The 21,003-nt window shown below is 72.1% G+C and carries 19 protein-coding genes and 1 tRNA gene; 10 read left to right on the top strand and 10 right to left on the bottom strand.

What is annotated here, in order from left to right; translation table 11 throughout:
- The first annotated feature begins 324 nt into the window (after positions 1-324).
- From ACIGFK_RS30640 to ACIGFK_RS30620, 5 genes are all read left to right on the top strand, one after another.
- Positions 325-1,092: an IclR family transcriptional regulator gene (locus ACIGFK_RS30640; protein ID WP_376662044.1), complete on the top strand. Its 768-nt coding sequence runs from the start codon at positions 325-327 to the stop codon at positions 1,090-1,092.
- A 336-nt stretch (positions 1,093-1,428) separates the two neighbouring features.
- Positions 1,429-2,211 (top strand): MIP/aquaporin family protein, encoded by a 783-nt coding sequence (locus tag ACIGFK_RS30635; protein WP_376662045.1) that lies wholly within the window; start codon positions 1,429-1,431, stop codon positions 2,209-2,211.
- 77 nt (positions 2,212-2,288) lie between these two features.
- Positions 2,289-3,830 (top strand): glycerol kinase GlpK, encoded by a 1,542-nt coding sequence (glpK, locus tag ACIGFK_RS30630; protein ID WP_376662046.1) that lies wholly within the window; start codon positions 2,289-2,291, stop codon positions 3,828-3,830.
- Positions 3,831-3,871: 41 nt separating this feature from the next.
- Positions 3,872-5,479: an FAD-dependent oxidoreductase gene (locus ACIGFK_RS30625; RefSeq protein ID WP_376662047.1), complete on the top strand. Its 1,608-nt coding sequence runs from the start codon at positions 3,872-3,874 to the stop codon at positions 5,477-5,479.
- A gap of 127 nt (positions 5,480-5,606) precedes the next feature.
- The gene (locus ACIGFK_RS30620) at positions 5,607-6,593 is read left to right on the top strand and encodes a PAC2 family protein (protein WP_376662048.1); all 987 of its coding nucleotides are present in this window, start codon (positions 5,607-5,609) and stop codon (positions 6,591-6,593) included.
- A 255-nt stretch (positions 6,594-6,848) separates the two neighbouring features.
- Here ACIGFK_RS30620 and mshC read toward each other — a convergent pair whose 3' ends face one another.
- The 4 genes from mshC to ACIGFK_RS30600 all read right to left on the bottom strand — a co-directional run bounded on the left by mshC (position 6,849) and on the right by ACIGFK_RS30600 (position 10,396).
- The gene (mshC, locus tag ACIGFK_RS30615) at positions 6,849-8,078 is read right to left on the bottom strand and encodes a cysteine--1-D-myo-inosityl 2-amino-2-deoxy-alpha-D-glucopyranoside ligase (protein ID WP_376661544.1); all 1,230 of its coding nucleotides are present in this window, start codon (positions 8,076-8,078) and stop codon (positions 6,849-6,851) included.
- Between the two features lie 122 nt (positions 8,079-8,200).
- Entirely contained in the window at positions 8,201-9,043 is an 843-nt protein-coding gene (locus ACIGFK_RS30610) for an SCO1664 family protein (protein ID WP_386470904.1), read from the bottom strand.
- Positions 9,007-9,597 (bottom strand): DUF3090 domain-containing protein, encoded by a 591-nt coding sequence (locus ACIGFK_RS30605; protein WP_030720371.1) that lies wholly within the window; start codon positions 9,595-9,597, stop codon positions 9,007-9,009. Before ACIGFK_RS30605 ends, ACIGFK_RS30610 begins: the two co-directional genes overlap by 37 nt.
- A gap of 88 nt (positions 9,598-9,685) precedes the next feature.
- A complete protein-coding gene (locus tag ACIGFK_RS30600) occupies positions 9,686-10,396 on the bottom strand; it encodes a histidine phosphatase family protein (RefSeq protein ID WP_376661542.1) in 711 nt (236 codons plus the stop codon).
- 67 nt (positions 10,397-10,463) lie between these two features.
- On the opposite strand from ACIGFK_RS30600, the gene corA reads away from it, so the two are divergent.
- Positions 10,464-11,456 (top strand): magnesium/cobalt transporter CorA, encoded by a 993-nt coding sequence (gene corA, locus ACIGFK_RS30595; RefSeq protein ID WP_376661541.1) that lies wholly within the window; start codon positions 10,464-10,466, stop codon positions 11,454-11,456.
- 37 nt (positions 11,457-11,493) lie between these two features.
- On the opposite strand, the gene ACIGFK_RS30590 is transcribed toward corA, so the two are convergent.
- Together ACIGFK_RS30590 and ACIGFK_RS30585 are read right to left on the bottom strand one after the other, a co-directional pair.
- On the bottom strand, positions 11,494-12,282 hold the full coding sequence (locus ACIGFK_RS30590) for a ferritin-like domain-containing protein (protein WP_376661540.1): 789 nt from the start codon (positions 12,280-12,282) through the stop codon (positions 11,494-11,496).
- Between the two features lie 183 nt (positions 12,283-12,465).
- On the bottom strand, positions 12,466-13,515 hold the full coding sequence (locus tag ACIGFK_RS30585; RefSeq protein WP_376661539.1) for an LLM class F420-dependent oxidoreductase: 1,050 nt from the start codon (positions 13,513-13,515) through the stop codon (positions 12,466-12,468).
- A gap of 100 nt (positions 13,516-13,615) precedes the next feature.
- On the opposite strand from ACIGFK_RS30585, the gene ACIGFK_RS30580 reads away from it, so the two are divergent.
- Positions 13,616-14,602, top strand: coding sequence for an aldo/keto reductase (locus tag ACIGFK_RS30580; RefSeq protein ID WP_376661538.1), 987 nt, complete (start codon positions 13,616-13,618; stop codon positions 14,600-14,602).
- A 326-nt stretch (positions 14,603-14,928) separates the two neighbouring features.
- Positions 14,929-17,079 carry an ATP-binding domain-containing protein gene (locus tag ACIGFK_RS30575; RefSeq protein ID WP_400054441.1) on the top strand — a complete coding sequence of 717 codons (2,151 nt, stop codon included), beginning with the start codon at positions 14,929-14,931 and terminating at the stop codon, positions 17,077-17,079.
- A 110-nt stretch (positions 17,080-17,189) separates the two neighbouring features.
- Here ACIGFK_RS30575 and ACIGFK_RS30570 read toward each other — a convergent pair whose 3' ends face one another.
- Complete coding sequence (locus tag ACIGFK_RS30570; RefSeq protein ID WP_376661505.1) at positions 17,190-17,831, bottom strand: hypothetical protein; 642 nt, start codon at positions 17,829-17,831, stop codon at positions 17,190-17,192.
- A 48-nt stretch (positions 17,832-17,879) separates the two neighbouring features.
- On the opposite strand from ACIGFK_RS30570, the gene ACIGFK_RS30565 reads away from it, so the two are divergent.
- Positions 17,880-18,068, top strand: a complete 189-nt coding sequence (locus tag ACIGFK_RS30565) for a DUF5703 family protein (protein ID WP_031146791.1) — start codon at positions 17,880-17,882, stop codon at positions 18,066-18,068.
- Between the two features lie 49 nt (positions 18,069-18,117).
- Here ACIGFK_RS30565 and ACIGFK_RS30560 read toward each other — a convergent pair whose 3' ends face one another.
- The 3 genes from ACIGFK_RS30560 to ACIGFK_RS30550 all read right to left on the bottom strand — a co-directional run bounded on the left by ACIGFK_RS30560 (position 18,118) and on the right by ACIGFK_RS30550 (position 20,690).
- On the bottom strand, positions 18,118-18,855 hold the full coding sequence (locus ACIGFK_RS30560; protein WP_400054439.1) for a chaplin family protein: 738 nt from the start codon (positions 18,853-18,855) through the stop codon (positions 18,118-18,120).
- Between the two features lie 139 nt (positions 18,856-18,994).
- Positions 18,995-19,228, bottom strand: a complete 234-nt coding sequence (locus tag ACIGFK_RS30555) for a chaplin (RefSeq protein ID WP_376661507.1) — start codon at positions 19,226-19,228, stop codon at positions 18,995-18,997.
- Positions 19,229-19,364: 136 nt separating this feature from the next.
- Positions 19,365-20,690 (bottom strand): M20/M25/M40 family metallo-hydrolase, encoded by a 1,326-nt coding sequence (locus tag ACIGFK_RS30550; protein ID WP_376661508.1) that lies wholly within the window; start codon positions 20,688-20,690, stop codon positions 19,365-19,367.
- Positions 20,691-20,858: 168 nt separating this feature from the next.
- On the opposite strand from ACIGFK_RS30550, the gene ACIGFK_RS30545 reads away from it, so the two are divergent.
- A tRNA-Leu gene (locus ACIGFK_RS30545) sits at positions 20,859-20,943 on the top strand.
- Positions 20,944-21,003: the final 60 nt, after the last annotated feature.

The following is a 21,003-nucleotide window of genomic DNA, read 5'->3' as shown; positions in this document are numbered from 1 at the left end:
CCTCGCGAAGGGCCTCGACCCGGGTCGGTGTGGCTGCGGGCGGGTTCGGCAACGAGGCCATGGTGATGCTCCCTGGGATGCGACGGCTGTCGGCTTTGCACCCTCTCTGTGTCAAGGGTGCACTCGGCCAGAGTAACCGCGTGGACCTGCCCCGGTGCGGCCGTCCCACTGGGCGGACTGCATCCTGTGCGCGGGGCATCCGAAGGGTGTTCCGGGGTGGGGTGGGGCGCCGTGCGTCGCGGCGGGACGGCCTCATCATGCACGAGGTCGACATCGACCGATAGTGTTCAGCATTGTCGAACTACGTCAGCAGGAGGCTGCGCGATGGCACGGAACATCCAGTCGCTCGAACGAGCCGCTGCGATGCTGCGACTTCTGGCGGGCGGGGAGCGCCGGCTGGGACTGTCGGACGTGGCGTCCGCCCTGGGCCTGGCCAAGGGCACGGCGCACGGCATCCTGCGCACCCTGCAGGCGGAGGGTTTCGTCGAGCAGGACCCGGCCTCGGGCCGCTATCAGCTGGGCGCCGAGCTGCTGCGCCTGGGGAACAGCTATCTGGACGTGCACGAGCTGCGCGCCCGCGCCCTGGTGTGGACGGACGATCTGGCCCGGGCGAGCGGCGAGAGCGTGTACGTGGGGGTGCTGCACAAGAGCGGGGTGCTGATCATGCACCACGTGTTCCGGCCCGACGACAGCCGCCAGGTGCTGGAGGTGGGGGCCATGCAGCCGCTGCACTCGACGGCCCTGGGGAAGGTGCTGTCCGCCTACGACCCGGTGGCGCACACGGAGGCGCTGGAGGTGGAGCGCGAGGCGTTCACCCCCCGCACGGTCACGGACCCGATCGGGTTCGAGGAGGTCCTCGGGCTGACCCGGGCGCGGGGCTGGGCCTCTGACGTGGAGGAGACCTGGGAGGGCATCGCCTCGGTCGCGGCGCCCATCCACGACCGGCGCAGGATGCCGGTCGGCGCGGTCGCCGTGGCGGGGGCCGTGGAGCGGGTCTGCGGGGAGGCCGGGGAGCCGCGTGCGGCCCTGGTGGCCTCCGTACGGGACTGCGCACGGTCGGTTTCGCGCGATCTGGGGGCAGGCCGGTTCTGAGCTTGACCTGACCCGTTTGCCCCACCCATGACCCACCCGGCGCGGCTTCGAGCTGCATATGGGTGGGTTTTGTCGTTTACTGATCATGGATTGGCCGGATTTGGTCGCTCGAACCGAGTGGTAACGATCCGGTTCTTTGACCTGGCCAGGCCTTGACGGGTTCTTCACACAGGCGGAAAACTGCCGTTCATCGGTCGGCAATGTCGAACACCTACCGGCAATACGCGTTAGGATGCGACAAGGCCAAGGACCGGTGCAGCACTCACCGAGTGCGCGGAACCACCGGAGGTACGCCGGTGTCCGCCCACCCCTGGACGTAAGACAAAGGAGTCGCGGGTGTCCAGCTCCGACATCTTCATCGGCGAGACCATCGGTACCGCCCTGCTCACTCTGCTCGGCGGTGGCGTCTGCGCCGCCCTCACGCTCAAGAGCTCCAAGGCCCGCGGCGCGGGCTGGCTCGCGATCACCTTCGGCTGGGGCTTCGCGGTCCTGATCGCCGCCTACGTCTCCGCGCCGCTCTCCGGTGCGCACCTCAACCCGGCGGTCACCGTCGGCATCGCCGTCAAGACCGGCGAGTGGGGCGACGTCCCCGTCTACTTCGCGGGCCAGCTGCTCGGCGCCATGCTCGGCGCGGTCCTGATGTGGATCACCTACTACGGCCAGTTCCGCGTGCACCTGGCGGACCCGGAGAACATCAAGGACGCGCGCCTCGGTCCCGAGGACCCGCACCCGCACGACGTGGCCGGCCCGGTGCTCGGCATCTTCTCGACCGGCCCCGAGATCCGCAACGTCGTCCAGAACATGGCGACGGAGATCATCGGCACCTTCGTCCTGGTCATCGCGATCCTGACCCAGGGCCTCCAGGACGGCGGCAAGGGCCTCGGCGTCATCGGCGTCCTGATCACCTCCTTCGTGGTCGTCGGCATCGGCCTCTCGCTGGGCGGTCCGACCGGTTACGCCATCAACCCGGTCCGCGACCTCGGTCCCCGCATCGTCCACGCCCTGCTCCCGCTGCCCAACAAGGGCGGCTCGGACTGGGGGTACTCCTGGATCCCGGTCGTCGGCCCGCTCGTCGGTGCCGCACTCGCCGGCGGTCTGTACAACATCGCGTTCGCCTGATCAGCATCGGCCCGCGCTCGTAAGATCCGCACCGCATCCTGATTCCGCCTACTCATAGACCTGCCAGGAGCAGCCACATGACCAGCAGCACCGGCCCCTTCATCGCCGCGATCGACCAGGGCACCACCTCCTCCCGCTGCATCGTCTTCGACCGCGACGGCCGCATCGTCGCCGTCGACCAGAAGGAGCACGAGCAGATCTTCCCGAAGCCGGGCTGGGTCGAGCACGACGCCAACGAGATCTGGACCAACGTCCAGGAGGTCGTCGCCGGGGCCATCGCCAAGGCCGCCCAGGACATTCCGGGCTTTACCGCTGCCGACGTCAAGGCCGTCGGCATCACCAACCAGCGCGAGACCACCGTCCTGTGGGACAAGAACACCGGCGAGCCGGTGCACAACGCGCTGGTCTGGCAGGACACCCGCACCGACGCCCTGTGCAAGGAGCTCGGCCGCAACGTCGGCCAGGACCGCTTCCGCCGCGAGACGGGCCTGCCGCTGGCGAGCTACTTCGCCGGCCCCAAGGTCCGCTGGCTGCTCGACAACGTCGAGGGCCTGCGCGAGCGCGCCGAGGCCGGGGACATCCTCTTCGGCACCATGGACTCCTGGGTCATCTGGAACCTCACCGGCGGCGCCCAGGGCGGTCACCACGTCACCGACGTGACCAACGCCTCGCGCACCATGCTGATGAACCTGCACACCCTGGCCTGGGACGAGAAGATCGCCGAGTCGATGGGCGTCCCGCTCAACGTGCTCCCCGAGATCAAGTCCTCCGCCGAGGTCTACGGCCACGTCAAGGAGGGCGTCCTCGCGGGTGTCCCGGTCGCCTCGGCGCTCGGTGACCAGCAGGCCGCCCTGTTCGGCCAGACCTGTTTCGCCGAGGGCGAGGCCAAGTCCACGTACGGCACCGGAACGTTCATGCTGATGAACACCGGCGACAAGATCATCAACTCCTACAGCGGCCTGCTGACCACGGTCGGCTACCAGATCGGCGACCAGAAGCCGGTCTACGCGCTGGAGGGCTCCATCGCCGTCACCGGCTCGCTCGTCCAGTGGATGCGCGACCAGATGGGCCTGATCAAGTCCGCGGCCGAGATCGAGACCCTGGCCTCCTCCGTCGAGGACAACGGCGGCGCCTACTTCGTCCCGGCCTTCTCCGGCCTGTTCGCCCCGTACTGGCGCTCCGACGCCCGCGGTGTGATCGCCGGCCTCACCCGGTACGTCACCAAGGCGCACATCGCCCGTGCCGTCCTCGAGGCCACCGCCTGGCAGACCCGCGAGATCACCGACGCCATGACCAAGGACTCGGGCGTCGAGCTCACGGCCCTCAAGGTCGACGGCGGCATGACCTCCAACAACCTGCTGATGCAGACGCTCTCGGACTTCCTGGACGCCCCCGTGGTGCGCCCGATGGTCGCCGAGACCACCTGCCTCGGCGCCGCCTACGCCGCCGGCCTGGCCGTCGGCTTCTGGCCCGACACCGACGCCCTGCGCGCCAACTGGCGCCGCGCGGCCGAGTGGACCCCGCGGATGCCCGCCGAGCAGCGGGAGCGCGAGTACAAGAGCTGGCTCAAGGCCGTCGAGCGGTCCATGGGCTGGGTCGACGACGAAGACGCCAGCTGACCTCACTCAGCCGACGCTATCGACGAGGAGCTAAGAGAGATATGAGCAGCCTGCAGAGCGTGACCGCACTGGGCACGCACCCGACCGCCGGTTCGAACGCGAGCCGCGCCGAGACCCGCGAGCAGTTGGCGAAGGCCACGTACGACCTCCTGGTCATCGGCGGTGGAATCCTGGGCACCTCGGTGGCCTGGCACGCCGCGCAGTCGGGTCTGCGGGTCGCCATGGTGGACGCCGGCGACTTCGCCGGCGCCACCTCCTCCGCCTCCTCCAAGCTCGTCCACGGCGGCCTGCGCTACCTGCAGACCGGCGCGGTCAAGCTGGTGGCCGAGAACCACCACGAGCGGCGGGTGCTGGCCAAGGACGTGGCCCCGCACCTGGTCAACCCGCTCACGTTCTACCTGCCGGTCTACAAGGGCGGTCCGGTGGGTGCGGCCAAGCTGGGCGCGGGCGTCTTCGCCTACTCCGCCCTCTCGGCCTTCGGTGACGGCATGGGCAAGGTCATATCCCCGGCCCGTGCCGTCGCCGACAACCCCGGCCTGAAGACGGACAACCTCAAGGCCGTCGCGGTCTACTACGACCACCAGATGAACGACTCCCGCGTCGCCGTCATGACGGTCCGCGCGGCCGTCGAGTCGGGTGCGGTCGTCCTCAACCACGCCGAGGTCACCGGGCTGCGCATGACGCGCGGCCGGGTCACCGGCGCCGAGCTCAAGGACCGCCTGGACGGCACCGAGTTCGGGGTCGACGCGCGCGTCGTGCTCAACGCCACCGGCCCGTGGGTGGACCACCTGCGGCGCATGGAAGACAAGCACTCGCTGCCGTCGATCCGCCTCTCCAAGGGCGCGCACATCGTCATGAAGCGCAAGTCGCCGTGGAAGGCCGCCATGGCCACCCCGATCGACAAGTACCGCATCACCTTCGCCCTGCCGTGGGAGGACCAGCTCCTGCTCGGCACCACCGACGAGGTGTACGAGGGCGACCCGGCCGACGTGCGCGCCACCGAGTCCGACATCCAGCAGATCCTGGACGAGGCGGCGTTCTCGGTGAAGGACGCCGACCTGGACCGTTCGCTGATGACCTACGCCTTCGCGGGCCTGCGGGTGCTGCCCGGCGGCCCCGGCGGGGTCGAGAAGGCCAAGCGCGAGACGGTGGTCTCCGAGGGTGCGGGCGGCATGCTGTCGGTGGCCGGCGGCAAGTGGACGACGTACCGCCACATCGGCCGGGTCGTCATGGACAAGCTGGCCAAGCTGCCGGGCAGCCCGCTCACCGAGGACATGGAGCCGGTCAAGTCCCTGGTGCGCCGGGTGCCGCTGCCCGGTGTCGCGAACCCGAACGCGGTCGCGCACCGGCTGCTGGTGGACCGCGAGCCCGGTGCCCGCATGGACCCGCTGACCGCGCGGCACCTGGCCTCGCACTACGGTTCGCTGGCCTTCGACATCGCGCGGATCGCGAACGAGGACCCGGCGCTGGCCGAGCGCATCCACCCGGACGGTCCGGAGATCTGGGCGCAGGTCGCGTACGCCCGTGACCACGAGTGGGCCGAGACGGTCGACGACGTGCTGCGCCGGCGTACGACGGTGACGATCCGGGGCCTGGACGACGAGGCCGTCCGGGCTCGGGTCGAGGAGATGCTGGGCCGCAAGGCATAGGTCTCCCGCAGGTGGGGAAGAGGGGCGGTTCCAGGGGGAACCGCCCCTCTGTCGTGGGCTGTGGCTGGCGTCGTCTCAAGGCTTAGGCTGACCCACGTACACAAGGGAACTTCGGAAGGAGACCTGGGTGATCGAGCTTGAGGGCGTGCCCGAGCTGATCGACCCGGTCATGGTGGCCGCGTTCGAGGGCTGGAACGACGCGGGTGACGCGGCCTCCGGTGCGGTCGCGCACCTGGACCGGGAGTGGAAGGGCGAGGTGTTCGCGGCGCTCGACGCCGAGGACTACTACGACTTCCAGGTCAACCGGCCGACGGTGTGGCTGGACAACGGGGTACGGAAGATCACGTGGCCGACGACCCGGCTGTCGGTGGTGCGCATCGGCGGTGCGAAGCCCCGTGACCTGGTGCTGGTGCGGGGCATCGAACCGTCCATGCGGTGGCGGTCGTTCTGCAACGAGCTGCTCGGTTTCGCGCACGAGCTGGGCGTGGAGATGGTCGTCGTCCTCGGTGCGCTGCTCGGGGACACTCCGCACACGCGGCCGGTGCCGGTGAGCGGGGTCACGTCGGATGCGGATCTGGCGCGGACGATGGACCTGGAGGAGACCAAGTACGAGGGTCCGACGGGGATCGTGGGCGTGCTGCAGGAGGCCTGCACGCATGCCGGGGTGCCGGCGGTGTCGCTGTGGGCGGCGGTGCCGCACTACGTGTCGCAGCCGCCGAACCCGAAGGCCACGCTGGCGCTGCTGAACCGGCTGGAGGACCTGATCGACATCAGGATCCCGCTGGGTGAACTCCCCGAGGACGCGCGGGCGTGGCAGCTGGGCGTGGACCAACTCGCGGCGGAGGACAGCGAGGTGGCGGAGTACGTCCAGACGCTGGAGGAGGCGCGGGACACGGCGGATCTGCCGGAGGCGTCCGGGGACGCCATCGCCCGGGAGTTCGAGCGGTACCTGCGCCGTCGTGACCCGTCCGCGGGTGGGGAGCCGGGTGACGGGTCGTACTTGCGGGACACGTCCAGTGGGCTGACGCGGCCGCCGAAGCGCAAGCCGGACTCGCCGTCCGAGGAACCCCCGGCTCCGCCGGAGGAACCGGGCGAGGACAGCCCCGAGGCGTAGCGGGAGGGGGCGGGCGGGCCCGCAAGCGCCGCTGCGCGGAACTGGTCCCCTACCCGCCCTTCCACCGTTCCCGCCTCAATCGCCGGCGCGGCTCACTGCACGGCGCTACCGCGCCCGCGCCTCGAACGCCGGCGAGGCTGGACAATCCAGCCTCGCCGGCGTTCGAGGCGCGGGGTCCGGGGCGGAGCACCGGGAAACGGAGAAAGGGCGGGGCGGGGACGGCTCCGCGCAGCGGCCACCGCCCCCGCCCCCGGGTTACAGGGCTACGCCCAGGAGGGCGTCCACCGTGCGGGAGACCAGGCCGGGGGCCGACTCGTCGTCGCCGTCGGAGGCGTTCTGCGCGTCCACCCAGCGGTCCACGGCCGCCAGCGCGGCAGGCGCGTCCAGGTCGTTGGAGAGGGCCTCGCGGACCTCTTCGACGAGGGCGTCGGCCGGCAGGCCGTCCGGGCGGGAGACCGCCGCGCGCCACCGCTCCAGGCGGGCGACCGCCTCGGCGAGGACGGCGTCCGTCCACTCCCAGTCGGCCCGGTAGTGGTGGGACAGGAGCGCCAGGCGGATCGCCGCCGGGTCCACTCCGGCCCGGCGCAGCGCGGAGACGAAGACGAGGTTGCCCTTCGACTTCGACATCTTCTCGCCGTGCAGGGCGACCATGCCCGCGTGCACGTACGCCTTGGCCATCGGGAACTCGCCCGTCAGGACCTGCGCGTGCGAGGCGCCCATCTCGTGGTGCGGGAACGCCAGGTCGGAGCCGCCGCCCTGGATGTCGAAGCCCATGCCCAGGTGGTCCAGGGCGATGGCGACGCACTCGATGTGCCAGCCCGGCCGGCCGCGGCCCAGCGAGCCGCCGTCCCAGCTCGGCTCGCCCGGTCGCGCTGCCATCCACAGCATCGGGTCGAGCGGGTTCTTCTTGCCCGGCCGCTCGGGGTCGCCGCCGCGCTCGGCGGAGAGCAGCCGCATGGCCTCGGCGTCGAGGTTCGAGACCTTGCCGAAGTTCGCGTCGGACTCCACCGAGAAGTAGACGTCGCCTTCGAGCTCGTACGCCGCGCCGGCGTCCCGCAGCCGCTCCACGAGCGGCACGATGCCCGGTATGGCCTCGACGGCGCCGATGTAGTGCTGCGGGGGCAGCATCCGCAGGGCGGTCATGTCCTCGCGGAAGAGGGCCGTCTCGCGTTCGGCGAGCTCGGTCCAGTCGTGGCCGTCGCGCAGCGCCCGCTCCAGGAGCGGGTCGTCCACGTCCGTGACGTTCTGGACGTAGTGGACCTGCCGCTTGGTGTCGAGCCACACGCGCTGTACGAGGTCGAACGCGTTGTAGGTCGCCGCGTGACCGATGTGGGTCGCGTCGTACGGGGTGATGCCGCAGACGTAGATACGGGCGACGGGACCGGGGGCGAGGGTGATCGTCCCCTGGGTCGCGGTGTCGTGGATCTGGAGGTCGCGGCCCTTGCCGGGAAGGGCGGGGACCTCAGAAGCGGGCCAGGCATGCATGTGTCGAGCCTAACCGGACGGGTGTTCCTTAAACGAACCGGACCTGCACTGTTGTCTTGATCGGCACTCTTGCGGTCTGGCCGGTTCTGTGCGTGTGGTACTGGCCGGTTCGTACCGGTGGCTCAGACCGGTGGCCAGGGGATCGACGGCCACTGCCCGGAGGGCTGCGGGTGGATCCCGGTGCGCAGCAGCCGGGCCACCCGCTCCCGTACGGCGGCCAGCTCGACGGGTGTGATCAGTTCGGCCAGCCGGGTGGCGAGGGGGGCTCCTTCGGCGAGCAGGCCGGTGAGCGCGGCCAGGACCTCGCGGGCCTCGTCGGTCAGCGGCTCCCCCGCCCAGCCCCAGAGCAGGGTGCGCAGCTTGTCCTCGGTGTGGAAGCTCACGCCGTGGTCGATGCCGTAGAGCCGTCCGTCGGCCGCGGGGAGCAGGTGGCCGCCCTTGCGGTCGCCGTTGTTGATCACGGCGTCGAGCACGGAGAGCCGGCGCAGCCGCGGGTCGTCGGCGTGGACGAGCAGGGCGGTGCGGCCCTCGCCCACGTCGGCGAAGGCGACGGGCTTCCAGCCCTCTCCCGCCTCCTCGCCGTCGACGAGGGCGAGGAGCCCGGCTGCCGGGTCGCCCTCGTCCGCCGCTTCGATCCAGCGCTGGACCATGCCTTCGCCGTAGGGTCCGTCGCGCAGCACGGTGGTGGGCACCAGCCCCCAGCCGGTGGCCTCGGAGACCAGGTAGGCGGCGACCTCGCGCTGGGCGAGGTTGCCGTCGGGGAAGTCCCACAGGGGCCGCTCGCCCTTGACCGGCTTGTAGACGCAGTCGGTGCTCTCGCCCTCGTGGGTGACGGTGCACAGCAGGACGGCGTTGGACGCCTCCCTGATCCGGCCGACGACGCTCAGCTCGCCCCTGGCGAGCAGTTCCTCCAGCTCCCCCGTTGCGTTCACGCCTGGCGCCGGTAGCCGTTCTGGCGGGGGCACACGTGGCCCTCCGGATCGAGCGGCAGGCTGCACAGCGGGCACGGCGGGCGGCCCGCGTTGACCACGTCCAGGGCCCGCTTGGCGAAGGCGCGGGCCTGGGCGCCGGTGAGGCGGACCCGCAGCATGGGCGGGCCGTTCTCCTCGTCCTGGAGCAGCCGCTCCTCCGCCTCGGCGAGGTCCTCGTCGGAGTCGGCGTCGAGTTCGACGAGGGCCTGGGCCTCGACGATCATCCGCTGCTCCTCGCCGTCCCAGGCCAGGGCCATGGTGCCGACGCGGAACTCCTCCTCGACGGGGACGTCGAGGGGGGCGGTGTCGGCGGCCTCGGCAGGGGCGACGGCCGGGACCGGGGCGTTGCCCCCGGTGCGCCGTACGACCTCGTCCAGCAGCTCGTCCATCCGCTCGGCGAGCGCCGCGACCTGGGTCTTCTCCAGGGAGACGCTGGTGACGCGGGGGCCGGAGGAGGCCTGCAGGAAGAACGTACGGCGTCCCGGCAGACCGACCGTGCCGGCCACGAAGCGGTCCGGCGGGTCGTAGAGGAACACCTGACGGGGCACGTCCAGTCTCCAAGTCTCGGCGGCAGGGGGTGCTCTGCGTGTGGCTGTGCTCTTTGTTATGGCCAGTCCACCCTACTGCGCCGTTCGATCACGCCGCGCCCGCGCCGCCCCCCACGACGGCGTTCCCGGCGTCCTCGGCGGCCTTGTCGGAGGTGCGGGCCTGGTCGCCGGGCACGAGCGAGCCGAAGTCCCCGGTGTCGCCGAGCCGGAACACGAAGGGGCGGGTCGGCGTGTACCGGATCGCGGTCACCGAGCAGGGGTCGACGTGGATGCGCTGGAAGAGGTCCAGGTGCATCCCGAGGGCGTCGGCGACAAGGGACTTGATGATGTCTCCGTGCGAGCACATGAGGTAGACGGCGTCCGCGCCGTGCTCCTCTTCGATGCGGGCGTTCCATTCCCGTACGGCTTCCACCGCGCGGTTCTGCATGGCGCGCATGGACTCGCCGCCGGGGAAGGCGGCCGCCGACGGGTGCTGCTGGACGATCTTCATCAGGGGTTCGTCGGCGAGTTCGGAGAGTTTGCGGCCCGACCAGTCGCCGTAGTGGCATTCGCCGATGCGCTCGTCGGTGTGCAGTTCCAGCTCCGGCCGGGCGGCCATGAGCGGCGCGAGGGTTTCGCGGCAGCGTTGCAGCGGGCTGGTGACGGCGGCGGCGAGGGGCACGCCGACCAGTCGTCCGGGCAGCTTGGCGGCCTGTTCGGCGCCGCGCTCGTCGAGGGCGACTCCCGGGGTCCATCCGGCGAGCAGACCGGCGGTGTTGGCGGTGGACCGCCCGTGTCGTACGAGGATCAGCGTGGCCATGGGGTACAGCCTAGGTCAGGCGCTGCGCGGTGAGGTGGGAGTGCGGGCGGGCCGCGGGCAGGGAAGAATGCCCCGGGTGATTGTGGACTGCGCGATTTACAAATCCGGTGCTCGCGCCGAGGGGCCGGCGGATTTCTCCGATGCCCTCGACGAGGCGCGGGCGACCGGTGACGCCTTCCTGTGGCTGGGCCTGCACGAGCCGACGGAGAAGGAATTCGACCACGTCCGCGACGAGTTCGGGCTGCACCCGCTGGCGGTGGAGGACGCGCTGACCGCTCACCAGCGCCCGAAGCTGGAGGTGTACGACGATTCGCTGTTCGTCGTCCTCAAGCCGGTGCTGTACGACGAGGACACCGACACCGTGACCGCGGGCGAGCTGATGGTGTTCATCGGCGACTCCTTCGTGGTCACGGTCCGGCACGGCGAGGGCGCCCCGCTGGCCGCAGTGCGCCGCCGGCTGGAGCACGAGCCGGACGTACTGCGGCACGGTCCGACGGCCGTGCTGTACGCGGTGTCCGACGCGGTGGTGGACCACTACATCGAGGTGGCCGCCGAGCTCCAGGCGGACCTGGAGGAGCTGGAGGCCGACGTCTTCGCGCCGAACGCCTCGGACACCAAGAACACCGCCGCCCGGATCTACGGTTTCAAGCGGCAGGTCCTGGAGTTCCGCCGGGCGACGAGCCCGCTGCTCCAGCCGATGGACCGGCTCGCGTTCGGGGACGTGCCGTTCGTCCACGACCACGCGCAGCCGTTCTTCCGCGATGTCGCGGACCACCTGACCAAGGCGAACGAGTACATCGAGGGGCTGGACCGGCTGCTGTCGGACGCGCTCGCCGCGCATCTGGCGCAGATGGGCGTCCGGCAGAACGACGACATGCGCAAGATCTCCGCCTGGGCGGCGATGGCGGCCGTCCCCACGATGGTGGCGGGGATCTACGGGATGAACTTCGACGACATGCCGGAGCTGAAGCAGAGCTGGGGCTATCCGGTGGTGCTGGCGGTGATGGTGGGAGCCTGTCTGGGCCTGCACCGGATGTTCAAGCGGCGCGGCTGGCTGTAGCGGCGCGGCCGGCCCTGGCGGCCCGGCCGCGCCCGCACTAGGCGAACTCGGCGGCGGCCGCTGCTGCTCCGCCGAGCGCGTCGCGCCGTTCCGGCATGCGCAGGCCGACCGACCGGTGCCAGCCGCTGAAGCGCTCGTAGGCGTACACGCCCCGGATGCCGGCGGCGAACGCGGCCGCCTTGGGGGCGGGCCAGTTCAGCAGCCGTCCCATGTGGCCCATGACGGCGAGGCTGACGTCGCGGTAGACGCGGATCTCCACGAGCGCGCTCTCGCGCAGCACCTGCCGGATGGTGTGCCCGTGGCCCTGGCGGGCCAGGCGCAGCAACTCCTCGTGGCAGTACGCGAGGTGGTTGTCCTCGTCGTTGCTGATCATACGGACGGCCTTGCCGAGCTCGGGGTGGTCGCCGAAGTCCTTGACCAGCGTGTCCATCTGGTCGGCGGCGCGCTGCTCGGTGACGCGGCTGTGCGCGAGGTAGACGACGACGTCCCGCTCGGTCAGCGGCTCGTCCCGGCTCAGCTTCTCGTGGGCGAGGCCGATGCCGGCGCGCTCCAGCAGCATCGTGTAGTCGGTTTCGGGCGGCACGGGGACGGGCGCCAGACCGCGTTTGCGGAGCAGCGCGTGGAAGATCCGTCCGTGCTTGTCCTCGTCGGCTCCGTGCCGGGTGATCTTGGGCACGAGGTGGCGCATGCCGTCGGGGACCAGGGCCGCGATGCGGCCGTTCTCCCAGCCGCCCTGGGCCTCCCCGCTGGCGGCGATGGAGCAGAACAGCTGGAAGGTGTCGTCGTTGTCGACGATCTCCTGGAACACGCTGCGGGCAGAGAGCATGCATCGAGTCAAACCCCGGTCACGGGGACGGGCAACCGAGGGGTCGCCCCGCTCGTCCGAATGAACGAAACGAGGCCGTTGCCCGGGGGGCGTAACCCGGGGGGCGCCCGGAGCGTTGTTGGCTGTGTCGGCCGTGGCGGGGAAGACCCCCCGAGCCCCCACCACGGCCGCAGGCGTTGCGGGTCAGGCGAGTCCGGCCCGCTCCATGGCCTCGGTGCCGGCGCGCAGGGCGGCGATCCGCTCGTCCAGGGTGAAGCCGGCCGGGGCGAGGGTGAGGGTGGTGACCCCGGCCTCCGCGTAGGCCCGCATCCCGTCCGCGATGCGCTCGACCGGGCCGAGCAGCGTGGTCGAGTCGATCAGCGAGTGCGGGACGGCCGCGGCGGCCCCGGTCTTGTCGCCCGCCAGGTACTTGTCCTGGATCTCGGCGGCTTCCTTCTCGTAGCCCATGCGCTGGGCCAGCTGGTTGTAGAAGTTCTGCTTGCGGCTGCCCATGCCGCCGACGTACAGGGCGGTGTAGGGGCGGAACATGTCGGCGAGCGCGTGCACGTCCTCGCCGAGGGCCAGCGGCACGGTCGGGCAGACGTCGAAGCCGTCCATGGTCAGTCCGGCCTTCTCGCGCCCGGCGCGGATGTGGCGCAGGGCCGTTTCCTCCAGGTGCTCGGCGGCGGGGAAGATCAGCAGGGCGCCGTCGGCGATCTCGCCGGTCTGCTCCAGGTTCTTCGGGCCGATCGCGGCGATGTAGAGCGGGATGTGCTCGCGCTCCGGGTGCACGGTCAGCTTGATCGGCTTGCCGGGACCGCCGGGCAGCGGCAGGGTCCAGTGCTCGCCGTCGTAGCTCAGGCGCTCGCGGGTCATGGCCTTGCGCACGATCTCGACGTACTCGCGGGTGCGCGCGAGGGGCTTGTCGAACTTGACGCCGTACCAGCCCTCGGAGACCTGCGGGCCCGAGACGCCGAGGCCGAGGCGGAAGCGGCCCTTGGTGAGGGAGTCGAGGGTGGCCGCGGTCATGGCGGTCATGGCCGGCTGGCGCGCCGGGATCTGCATGATGGCCGAGCCGACGTCGATGCGCTCGGTCTGGGCCGCGACCCAGGACAGCACGGTCGGCGCGTCCGAGCCGTAGGCCTCCGCGGCCCAGCAGACGTCGTAGCCGAGGCGGTCGGCCTCCTGGGCGACGGCGAGGTTGTCGGCGTCCATGCCCGCACCCCAGTAGCCGAGATTGATGCCGAGCCGCATAAGTCGTCCCCTTACCGATTTACCGATCAGTAACGTGTATGTGCGGGGACTGTAGCGCGCCCGGGTCCCATTCGTCAGCGCCCCAGTAGTCTCAGCCCTCATGGAGCAGAGGCATCTCGGCCGCACCGGACTGCGCGTTTCCCGGATCGGGCTCGGCACCCTCACCTGGGGCCGCGACACCGGCGAGGAAGCCGCCGCCGAGCAGATGAAGACGTTCTGGGACGCGGGCGGCACGCTCGTCGACACGGCGGACGTGTACGGCGGCGGTGAGGCGGAGTACCTCCTCGGGCAGCTGGTGGGCGGGCTGATCCCGCGCCGGGACGTGGTGATCGCGACGAAGGCGGGCAGCGTGCCCGACCGGGACCGGCGCTTCGACGGCTCGCGCGGGCACCTGCTCGCCGCGCTCGACGCCTCGCTGGACCGGCTGGGCACCGATTACGTGGACCTCTGGCAGGTCCACGCCTTCGACCCGGCGACCCCGCTGGAGGAGACCCTGCAGGCGGTGGACCTGGCGGTGAGCAGCGGCCGGGCCCGCTACGCGGGAGTCTCCAACTTCAGCGGCTGGCAGCTCGCGAAGGCGGCGACCTGGCAGCTGGCGCTACCGGGCGTGCGCACCCGGCTCGCCTCGACGCAGATGGAGTACTCCCTCCTCCAGCGGGGCGTGGAGCGCGAGGTGCTGCCGGCGGCGCTGGACCTGGGGGTCGGCCTCCTGCCGTCCTCCCCGCTCGGGCGGGGTGTCCTGACGGGCAAGTACCGCTCCGGCACCGTCCCCGCGGACTCCCGGGGCGGGTCGGAGTCCCTGGCCGCCTTCGTGGCCCCGTACCTGGACGATGCGGCGGGCCGGATCGTGGACGCGGTCGCGACGGCGGCCCACGGCCTGGCCGTCACCCCGCTCCAGGTGGCGCTGGCGTGGGTCCGCGACCGGCCGGGGGTGGTTGCCCCGGTCGTCGGGGCGCGGACGTCTTCGCAGCTCGCGGAGGCATTGTCGGTGGAGACCCTTACCCTTCCCGAGGAGATCTGCCGGGCGCTGGACGACGTATCAGCGCCCGTGCACCGCTACCCCGATCAGGACTGGAGCACCCTGTGAGCACGGACCGCCACGGCCCCGCCGATCCCGCTGACGCGGAAGACCCCGCCGACGCTGCAGGGCCTCGGGCCGGCGATGCCGCGACCGGGGCCGGCCCGCAGGCCGGGACGCACGACGGCCTGCAGGCCGGGACGGACGCCGGGGACGGCGCGCCGGAGGCCGGGCCGCACGACGAAGCCGCGACCGCCGGGCCGCAGACCGGGGCCGAGGGCGACGCCGGGGATGGTGGGCCGGAGGCCGGAGTGGACGGCGCAGCCGGGGGCGGTGGGCCGGAGGCCCGGGATGGGGGTCCGGGGGCACAGCCCCCGGTTTCGGGAAGGGGCGGGGTGGGGGAAAGCCCCGCAGGGTCCGACCCCGCCGACACCGAGCCGACGGACGCGGAGGGTGCCGGTACCGAGGACGCGGGCACCGCATCCGGCGAGGCGCAGGACGCAGGCACCGCCGACGGTGAGGCCGCCGACGGTGAGGCCGCGGACAGCGAGGCGGCGGGCAACGCGGCGGCGGACGGCGCGGCCGTGGGCGGCGAGGCGGCTGCTGCGGCAGGGTTGAGTGAGGCGCAGGCCGAGCTGGCTGCGCAGCGGGTGGAGCGCGAGCGCATCGCCCGGCGGAAGGCGGAGCGCGCCGCCCCCGTGGAGGCCGGGGCGAAGCTCAGCGGGAGGGCCGCGGACCTGCTGGCCGCCGTACGGGCGGTGGAGAGCGGCGCGAAGCCCCCCGCCGGGTCCGCGTACTTCGACGACGCTCCGGCCACGACCGCGCCCGCCCCGCGCAAGGCGGCGGCCGCACCCGAGCAGCCCCACCGGCCGGCCCCCGCACCGGCGGCCACCCCCGCGGACGTGGACGCCGTACGGGCCGTGCTGGCGCGCGGCGGCGCCCCGGAGTCGCTGGCCGCCCCCGCGGCGACCGCGCTCGGCGACGGCGCCGCCGAGCAGCTCGCCGAGAACCCCTGGCGGCTGCTGGCCGTACCCGCCGTCCGCCCGGCACAGGCCGACGGCTTCGCCCGCGCCCTGCTGGGCTCGGAGGCCGGCCCGGCCGACGAGCGCCGCACCACCTCCCTGGTCGGCTGGCTGCTGGCGCAGGCCGGGCTGAAGGGACACACCGCGCTGGAGGCCCCGGTCCTGGAGAAGGCCCTGGTCCAGTACGGGGTGCCGGATCCCGCCGAGGCCCTGGAGCAGGCCATCGCCGAGGGCTCGGTACTGGTCTTCCACGAACCCCTCGGCCCGCCCGCGCAGGAGGGCGAGGAGCAGCCCGTGCGCGTGCTCGTGGGCCTGGAGGGCTCCGCCATGGCCGAGGAGAGCCTGGCCGACGGCCTGGCCCGGCTGGCCAACACCTTCGACGGCCCGGCCGACTGGGGCGCCGACGGCCCCGGCTCGGAGCTGATCCGCGCCGTCGCGGGCCACGGCCTGGTCACCCACACCGGCGGCGAGGCCGCCCGCGCCGAACCCCTCGCCCTGCTGACGGCGGCCCGCGGACTCGGTCTGCGCGCCTGCCTCGCCGCGCACGCACCCACCCCGCACGGCGTCACCGTCGCCGGCCTGCTGTCGGGCGAGGAGGGCCCCGGCCGGGACGCGGACGGGCAGTTCGCGCTGGACCTCCTGATCGTCCTGGACGCCCCGCAGCTGGACGTGGAGACGGCGGCCGCGCTCGTGGAGTCCGTCCCCGACGGGGCGCGGCTGGTCCTGTCCGGCGATCCCGGTGTGCTCGGGTCGGCGGGGGCCGGGCGGGTGTTCGCCGATCTGCTGGCGGCCCGGTTCTGCCCCCAGGTGGTCTCCCGCATGCCCGACCCGGGTCCCGTCGGCGAGCTCGTCTCCGGGATCGGCATCGGCGAGCTGGCCCAGGTCGACGCCCCCGGCAAGGAGGTCGTCATCGTCCCGGTGCGCGACGCCGGGGAGGCCGTGCACCGCGCCGTGCAGCTGGTGGCCGAGTCCGTGCCGCGGGCGTTCGGGATCCCGGCCGACAGCGTGCAGGTGATCACCCCGGGCCACGGCGGCTCCGCGGGGACCCGGGCGCTGAACGCGGCGCTGAAGGAGCGGCTGAACCCGGGGCCCGGCCGGTTCGGCGGCTTCGACCCGGGCGACCGCGTCGTCCACGTGCCCTCGCCCGGGCGGGCCCTGCCGGCCCGGGTGGTCTCGGCGGACGCGGCGGGCCTGCACCTGGAGCGGGCGGGCGCGCGTGTCGTCGTACCGAAGGAGCTCGTCGAGTCGCAGGTGCGGCACGGCTGGGCGGTGACGGCGCACCAGGCCGTGGGGGCGCGCTGGCCCGCGGTGGTCGTCGTGCTTCCGGGTGATGCGGCGCAGGCGCTGTCGCGGGACTGGGTCTACACGGCGTTCGGGCGTGCGGAGCGGCACCTGTCCGTGGTGCACGGCGTGGACCAGGCGCTGCCGCGCGCGGTCGCGGAGGTGCTGCCGAAGCCGCGTACGACGCGTCTGACGGGCCTGCTGGCGGCCCTCGCGGCGGCCGCGGCGCAGCAGCCCGAGTAGCCGGAACGGCCGGAGGCCGTGGCGCCCGCCCTCCGAGGGGCCGGGCGCCACGGCCTCCGGTACGGACCGAGCCGGGGTCGAGCGGGTACCGAGCGCCGGTCCGGCAGTGATCAGGCCGGGGTCAGCCCCGGCTCCTCGTCCTCGTCGAACTCGTCGAGTTCCTCGTCGAAGACGGAGCTGACGTCGAACCGGTGCAGGACGTCCTCCGCGTCGGTGTGCCCGAACGGCGAGGCCAGCCACTCCCCCGGCTCCGCCATCTCCTCGGAGGCCGCGATCCAGAGCGTGGAGTCGCCCTCCTCGAGCCCGAACTCCTTGTAGCGGGAGGCGATCTCGTCGGGCTCGTACTCCCCGAAGAGCACGCCCAGCGCGCCGGCGGTGCCGCCGTGGACGAGTTCGGCGTCGCGGTCGTGCGCGGCGACCCGCTCGGCCTGCGCGATCAGCCTCGGCGGTTCGACGACGGCGTAGTCACGGCGGATGAGCACGCTGAAGGCGGCGGGCTCGGCGGGACCGCTGTACGGGACCCCGTCCTCGGGGGTGGGGATCTCGAAGGGGGTGACCTCGTCGTAGCGGTCGTAGAGGAGTTCGTCGTACTCCTCGGCGGCGGCGGCGAGTTCGTTGAACGCGGCGTAGACGGCGGGGTCCTCGTCCCCGGTCCTGCGCTCGACCGCGGCGAGGTGACGGTCGAGGGCGGCCTTTACCGCCTCGGCGGCGGCACGTACCTCGGCAACAGTGGGCAGAGCGGCATCAGACATAGAGGAGACGCTATCCGTAGCAGGGCTCTGCCCGCACAATAGATAGCGATGCCGGAATACGAATTTGTCGACGTGTACGTGCCTCGCGGGGTCCCCCGCAAAGAGGCGACCCGCCTGCTGACCGACCACGCCGAGTACGGGAACTGGGAGCTCGACCGGCTGACGCTGCACCGGGACGGCAGCCGCCGCGTGCGACTGCGCCGCCGGATCATCCGCCAGGTCCGCGCGACCTGGTGACACGGCGAGACGCGGGCCCCGGGGTCGGGGCCCGCGTCCTGATCGTGCGTCAGGCGGCGTTGCGGGCCCGCCGGTAGAGCACGCTGCCGGCCAGCAACAGGCCGCCCGCGAGCGGGAGTCCGGCGGTGAGGACGTCACCGGTGCCGGTCGCCGCCAGTCCCGTCCCCGGGAGTGTGGCGGGGCTTGCGGAACCCCCTGGCGCGGCATCGCCGACGGGAGTGCCGGCGCCGGGCGCACCCGGCTGCCCCCCAGTGCCCGGGCCGCCCGGGAGCTGACCGCCGGGGGTACCCGAAGTGCCGGGGCTTCCGGGCTGGCCCGGAGTGCCGGGGTTCCCCGGCTGACCCGGAGTGCCCGGGTTTCCGGGCTGACCCGGAGTGCCCGGGTTTCCGGGCTGACCCGGGTGGTGACCGCCGGGTGTGCCCGGGTTTCCGGGGTTGCCCGGGTGCTCCGGGGTGCCCGGGTGGCCACCGGGTCCGTGGTCGTCGCACGGCGGCTCCTGCGGCCCGCCCGGGCCCGGCTTGCCGCCGTGGCCCGAGTCGTTGGAACAGTGGTTCCCGAAGGCCGGGTTGAGCAGGCCGATCACGGAGATGGTGTTGCCGCAGACGTTCACCGGTGCGTCCACCGGCGCCTGCACGTTGTTCCCGGACAGCACGCCCGGCGAGTTCGCGGCATGCCCGGAGGCGCCGGAGTCCGCGTGCGCGTACCCCCCGCCCATGGCGAGGACACCTCCCGCGGCAGCCATGGTGATCAGGGTCTTCCTGGTGGCCTGTGCCGGTCGTCGTCGCATCTGTACTCGTCCCCTCCTGCGTGTGTTTCGGCCAGGCTCCCCTGCCTGTCGCGCCGAAGTTGAGAAGAAATTCGGGGCCCGAAAGCCCGGTGGCCCCGGAGCGCTGGAATGCGCTCCGGGGCCCAAGACTTCAGACGCGTCAGGCGTTGACGCAGGTGTTGCCGAAGGCCGGGTTCAGCAGGCCGATGACGTTCACCGTGTTGCCGCACACGTTCACGGGAACGTGGACGGGAACCTGGAGCACGTTGCCGGACAGGACACCGGGCGAACCGACGGCCGCGCCCTGGGCACCGGCATCGGCGTGGGCCAGGCCCGCACCCGCGAGAACCACAGCACCGGTGGCAGCCGCAGCGGCGACAACCTTCTTGATCATTGTTCCTCCTAGTAGGCAATGCGGTCCCAGCCGCGGACCGCAACACCTGTAACGAGGAGGGATCACCGGGGCTACGAGCGTATGAGCGCATTCACTCTTCTCAGTGGAATCCGCACACCTTCCCGAATCTTCGCCGTTACGCGTTGTCGATGAATCGGTCGAGCACCCGAACGCCGAACTTCAGGCCGTCCACCGGCACCCGCTCGTCGACCCCGTGGAACATCCCGGCGAAGTCCAGCTCCGGCGGCAGCTGCAGCGGCGCGAAGCCGAAGCAGCGGATGCCGAGGTCGTCGAAGGACTTCGCGTCCGTCCCGCCGGAGAGCATGTACGGGACCGCGCGCGCGATCGGGTCCTCGGCCCGCAGGGCGCCCTGCATGGCGTCCACGAGCCGGCCGTCGAAGTCCGTCTCCAGGGCCTTGTCCCCGTGCACGTCCTCCCGCTTCACGCGCGGGCCGAGGATCCGGTCGAGGTCCGCGAAGAACTCGTCCTCGTAGCCCGGCAGGAAGCGGCCGTCGACGTGCGCGGTGGCCTGGCCGGGGATGACGTTGACCTTGTAGCCGGCGCCGAGCATCGTCGGGGCCGCCGAGTTGCGCAGGGTCGCGCCGACCATCTTGGCGATGCCGCCGAGCTTGGCGAGCGTGGCGTCCATGTCGTCCGGGTCCAGCGGGGTCCCGAGCGCGTCCGAGAGCTCGTCCAGGAAGCTCCGTACGGTCTTGGTCACGCGCACCGGCCACTGGTGGCGGCCGAGCCGCCCCACGGCCTCGCAGAGCTCCGTGATCGCGTTGTCGGTGTTGGTCATGGAGCCGTGGCCCGCGGTGCCCTCCACCGTGAGCCGCATCCAGTGCATGCCCTTCTGGGCGGTCTCCACCAGGTACAGCCGCAGGTTCTCGTTCACGGTGAAGGAGAAGCCGCCGACCTCGCCGATCGCCTCGGTGACCCCCTCGAAGAGCCCCGGGTGCTTGTCGACGAGGTGCCGGGCCCCGTAGATGCCGCCGGCCTCCTCGTCGGCGAGGAAGGCCAGCACGATGTCGCGCGGGGGCTTGCGCCCGCTGCGCATGCGGTCGCGGACGACGGCCAGCGTCATCGCGTCCATGTCCTTCATGTCGACGGCGCCGCGGCCCCACACGCACCCGTCGGCGATCTCGCCGGCGAAGGGGTCGTACGTCCAGTCGGCCGCGTTGGCCGGAACCACGTCGGTGTGCCCGTGGATCAGCAGGGCCGGGCGGGAGGGGTCCTCGCCCTCGATCCGCGCGACCGTGGAGGCGCGCCCCTTGTGCGATTCGAAGATCTGCGGCTCCAGGCCGACCTCGGCGAGCTTCTCCGCGACCCACTCGGCCGCCTTGCGCTCGCCGGGGCCGGAGTGGTCCCCGTAGTTGCTGGTGTCGATCCGGATGAGGTCCCGGCAGAGGTCGACGACCTCGTCCTCGCCCGAGACGGTCCTGCCCGCGTTCGACTCGCTCACGCTGCTTCCTCCCACTGATCGGTACCGGACTGCCCCCATCCTCCCGCCCCGGGCCGCTCTCCCCAAGGGAGATCCCCGGCCACCGGGGGGTGTGATCGAGGACCCCGGAATGTTTGGTAATGTTTTCCACGTCGGAACGGCCCGCGAGGGACGCGAGACAGACACCTTGTCCGGGTGGCGGAATGGCAGACGCGCTAGCTTGAGGTGCTAGTGCCCTTTATCGGGCGTGGGGGTTCAAGTCCCCCCTCGGACACTTGGCCGAAAGGCTGGAGCAAGCCGTGACCATCAGGTCACGGCTTGCTCTGTTTTTCAA

It is taken from the genome of Streptomyces sp. NPDC085524 (assembly GCF_044541755.1).
GTDB lineage: Bacteria > Actinomycetota > Actinomycetes > Streptomycetales > Streptomycetaceae > Streptomyces.
Note: the sequence above shows the minus strand (reverse complement) of the source record. Positions and strands in the feature narration are given on the sequence as shown.

Bases quoted from the DNA above. Each gene is read 5' to 3' on its own strand.
- ACIGFK_RS30600 (WP_376661542.1), bottom strand. From the start codon at position 10,396: ATGGCCACGCTGATCCTCGTACGACACGGGCGGTCCACCGCCAACACC.
- ACIGFK_RS30640 (WP_376662044.1), top strand. From the start codon at position 325: ATGGCACGGAACATCCAGTCGCTCGAACGAGCCGCTGCGATGCTGCGA.
- ACIGFK_RS30625 (WP_376662047.1), top strand. From the start codon at position 3,872: ATGAGCAGCCTGCAGAGCGTGACCGCACTGGGCACGCACCCGACCGCC.
- glpK (WP_376662046.1), top strand. From the start codon at position 2,289: ATGACCAGCAGCACCGGCCCCTTCATCGCCGCGATCGACCAGGGCACC.
- ACIGFK_RS30565 (WP_031146791.1), top strand. From the start codon at position 17,880: ATGCCGGAATACGAATTTGTCGACGTGTACGTGCCTCGCGGGGTCCCC.
- ACIGFK_RS30580 (WP_376661538.1), top strand. From the start codon at position 13,616: ATGGAGCAGAGGCATCTCGGCCGCACCGGACTGCGCGTTTCCCGGATC.
- ACIGFK_RS30590 (WP_376661540.1), bottom strand. From the start codon at position 12,282: ATGCTCTCTGCCCGCAGCGTGTTCCAGGAGATCGTCGACAACGACGAC.
- ACIGFK_RS30555 (WP_376661507.1), bottom strand. From the start codon at position 19,228: ATGATCAAGAAGGTTGTCGCCGCTGCGGCTGCCACCGGTGCTGTGGTT.
- ACIGFK_RS30570 (WP_376661505.1), bottom strand. From the start codon at position 17,831: ATGTCTGATGCCGCTCTGCCCACTGTTGCCGAGGTACGTGCCGCCGCC.
- mshC (WP_376661544.1), bottom strand. From the start codon at position 8,078: ATGCATGCCTGGCCCGCTTCTGAGGTCCCCGCCCTTCCCGGCAAGGGC.
- ACIGFK_RS30560 (WP_400054439.1), bottom strand. From the start codon at position 18,855: ATGCGACGACGACCGGCACAGGCCACCAGGAAGACCCTGATCACCATG.
- corA (WP_376661541.1), top strand. From the start codon at position 10,464: ATGCCCCGGGTGATTGTGGACTGCGCGATTTACAAATCCGGTGCTCGC.
- ACIGFK_RS30585 (WP_376661539.1), bottom strand. From the start codon at position 13,515: ATGCGGCTCGGCATCAATCTCGGCTACTGGGGTGCGGGCATGGACGCC.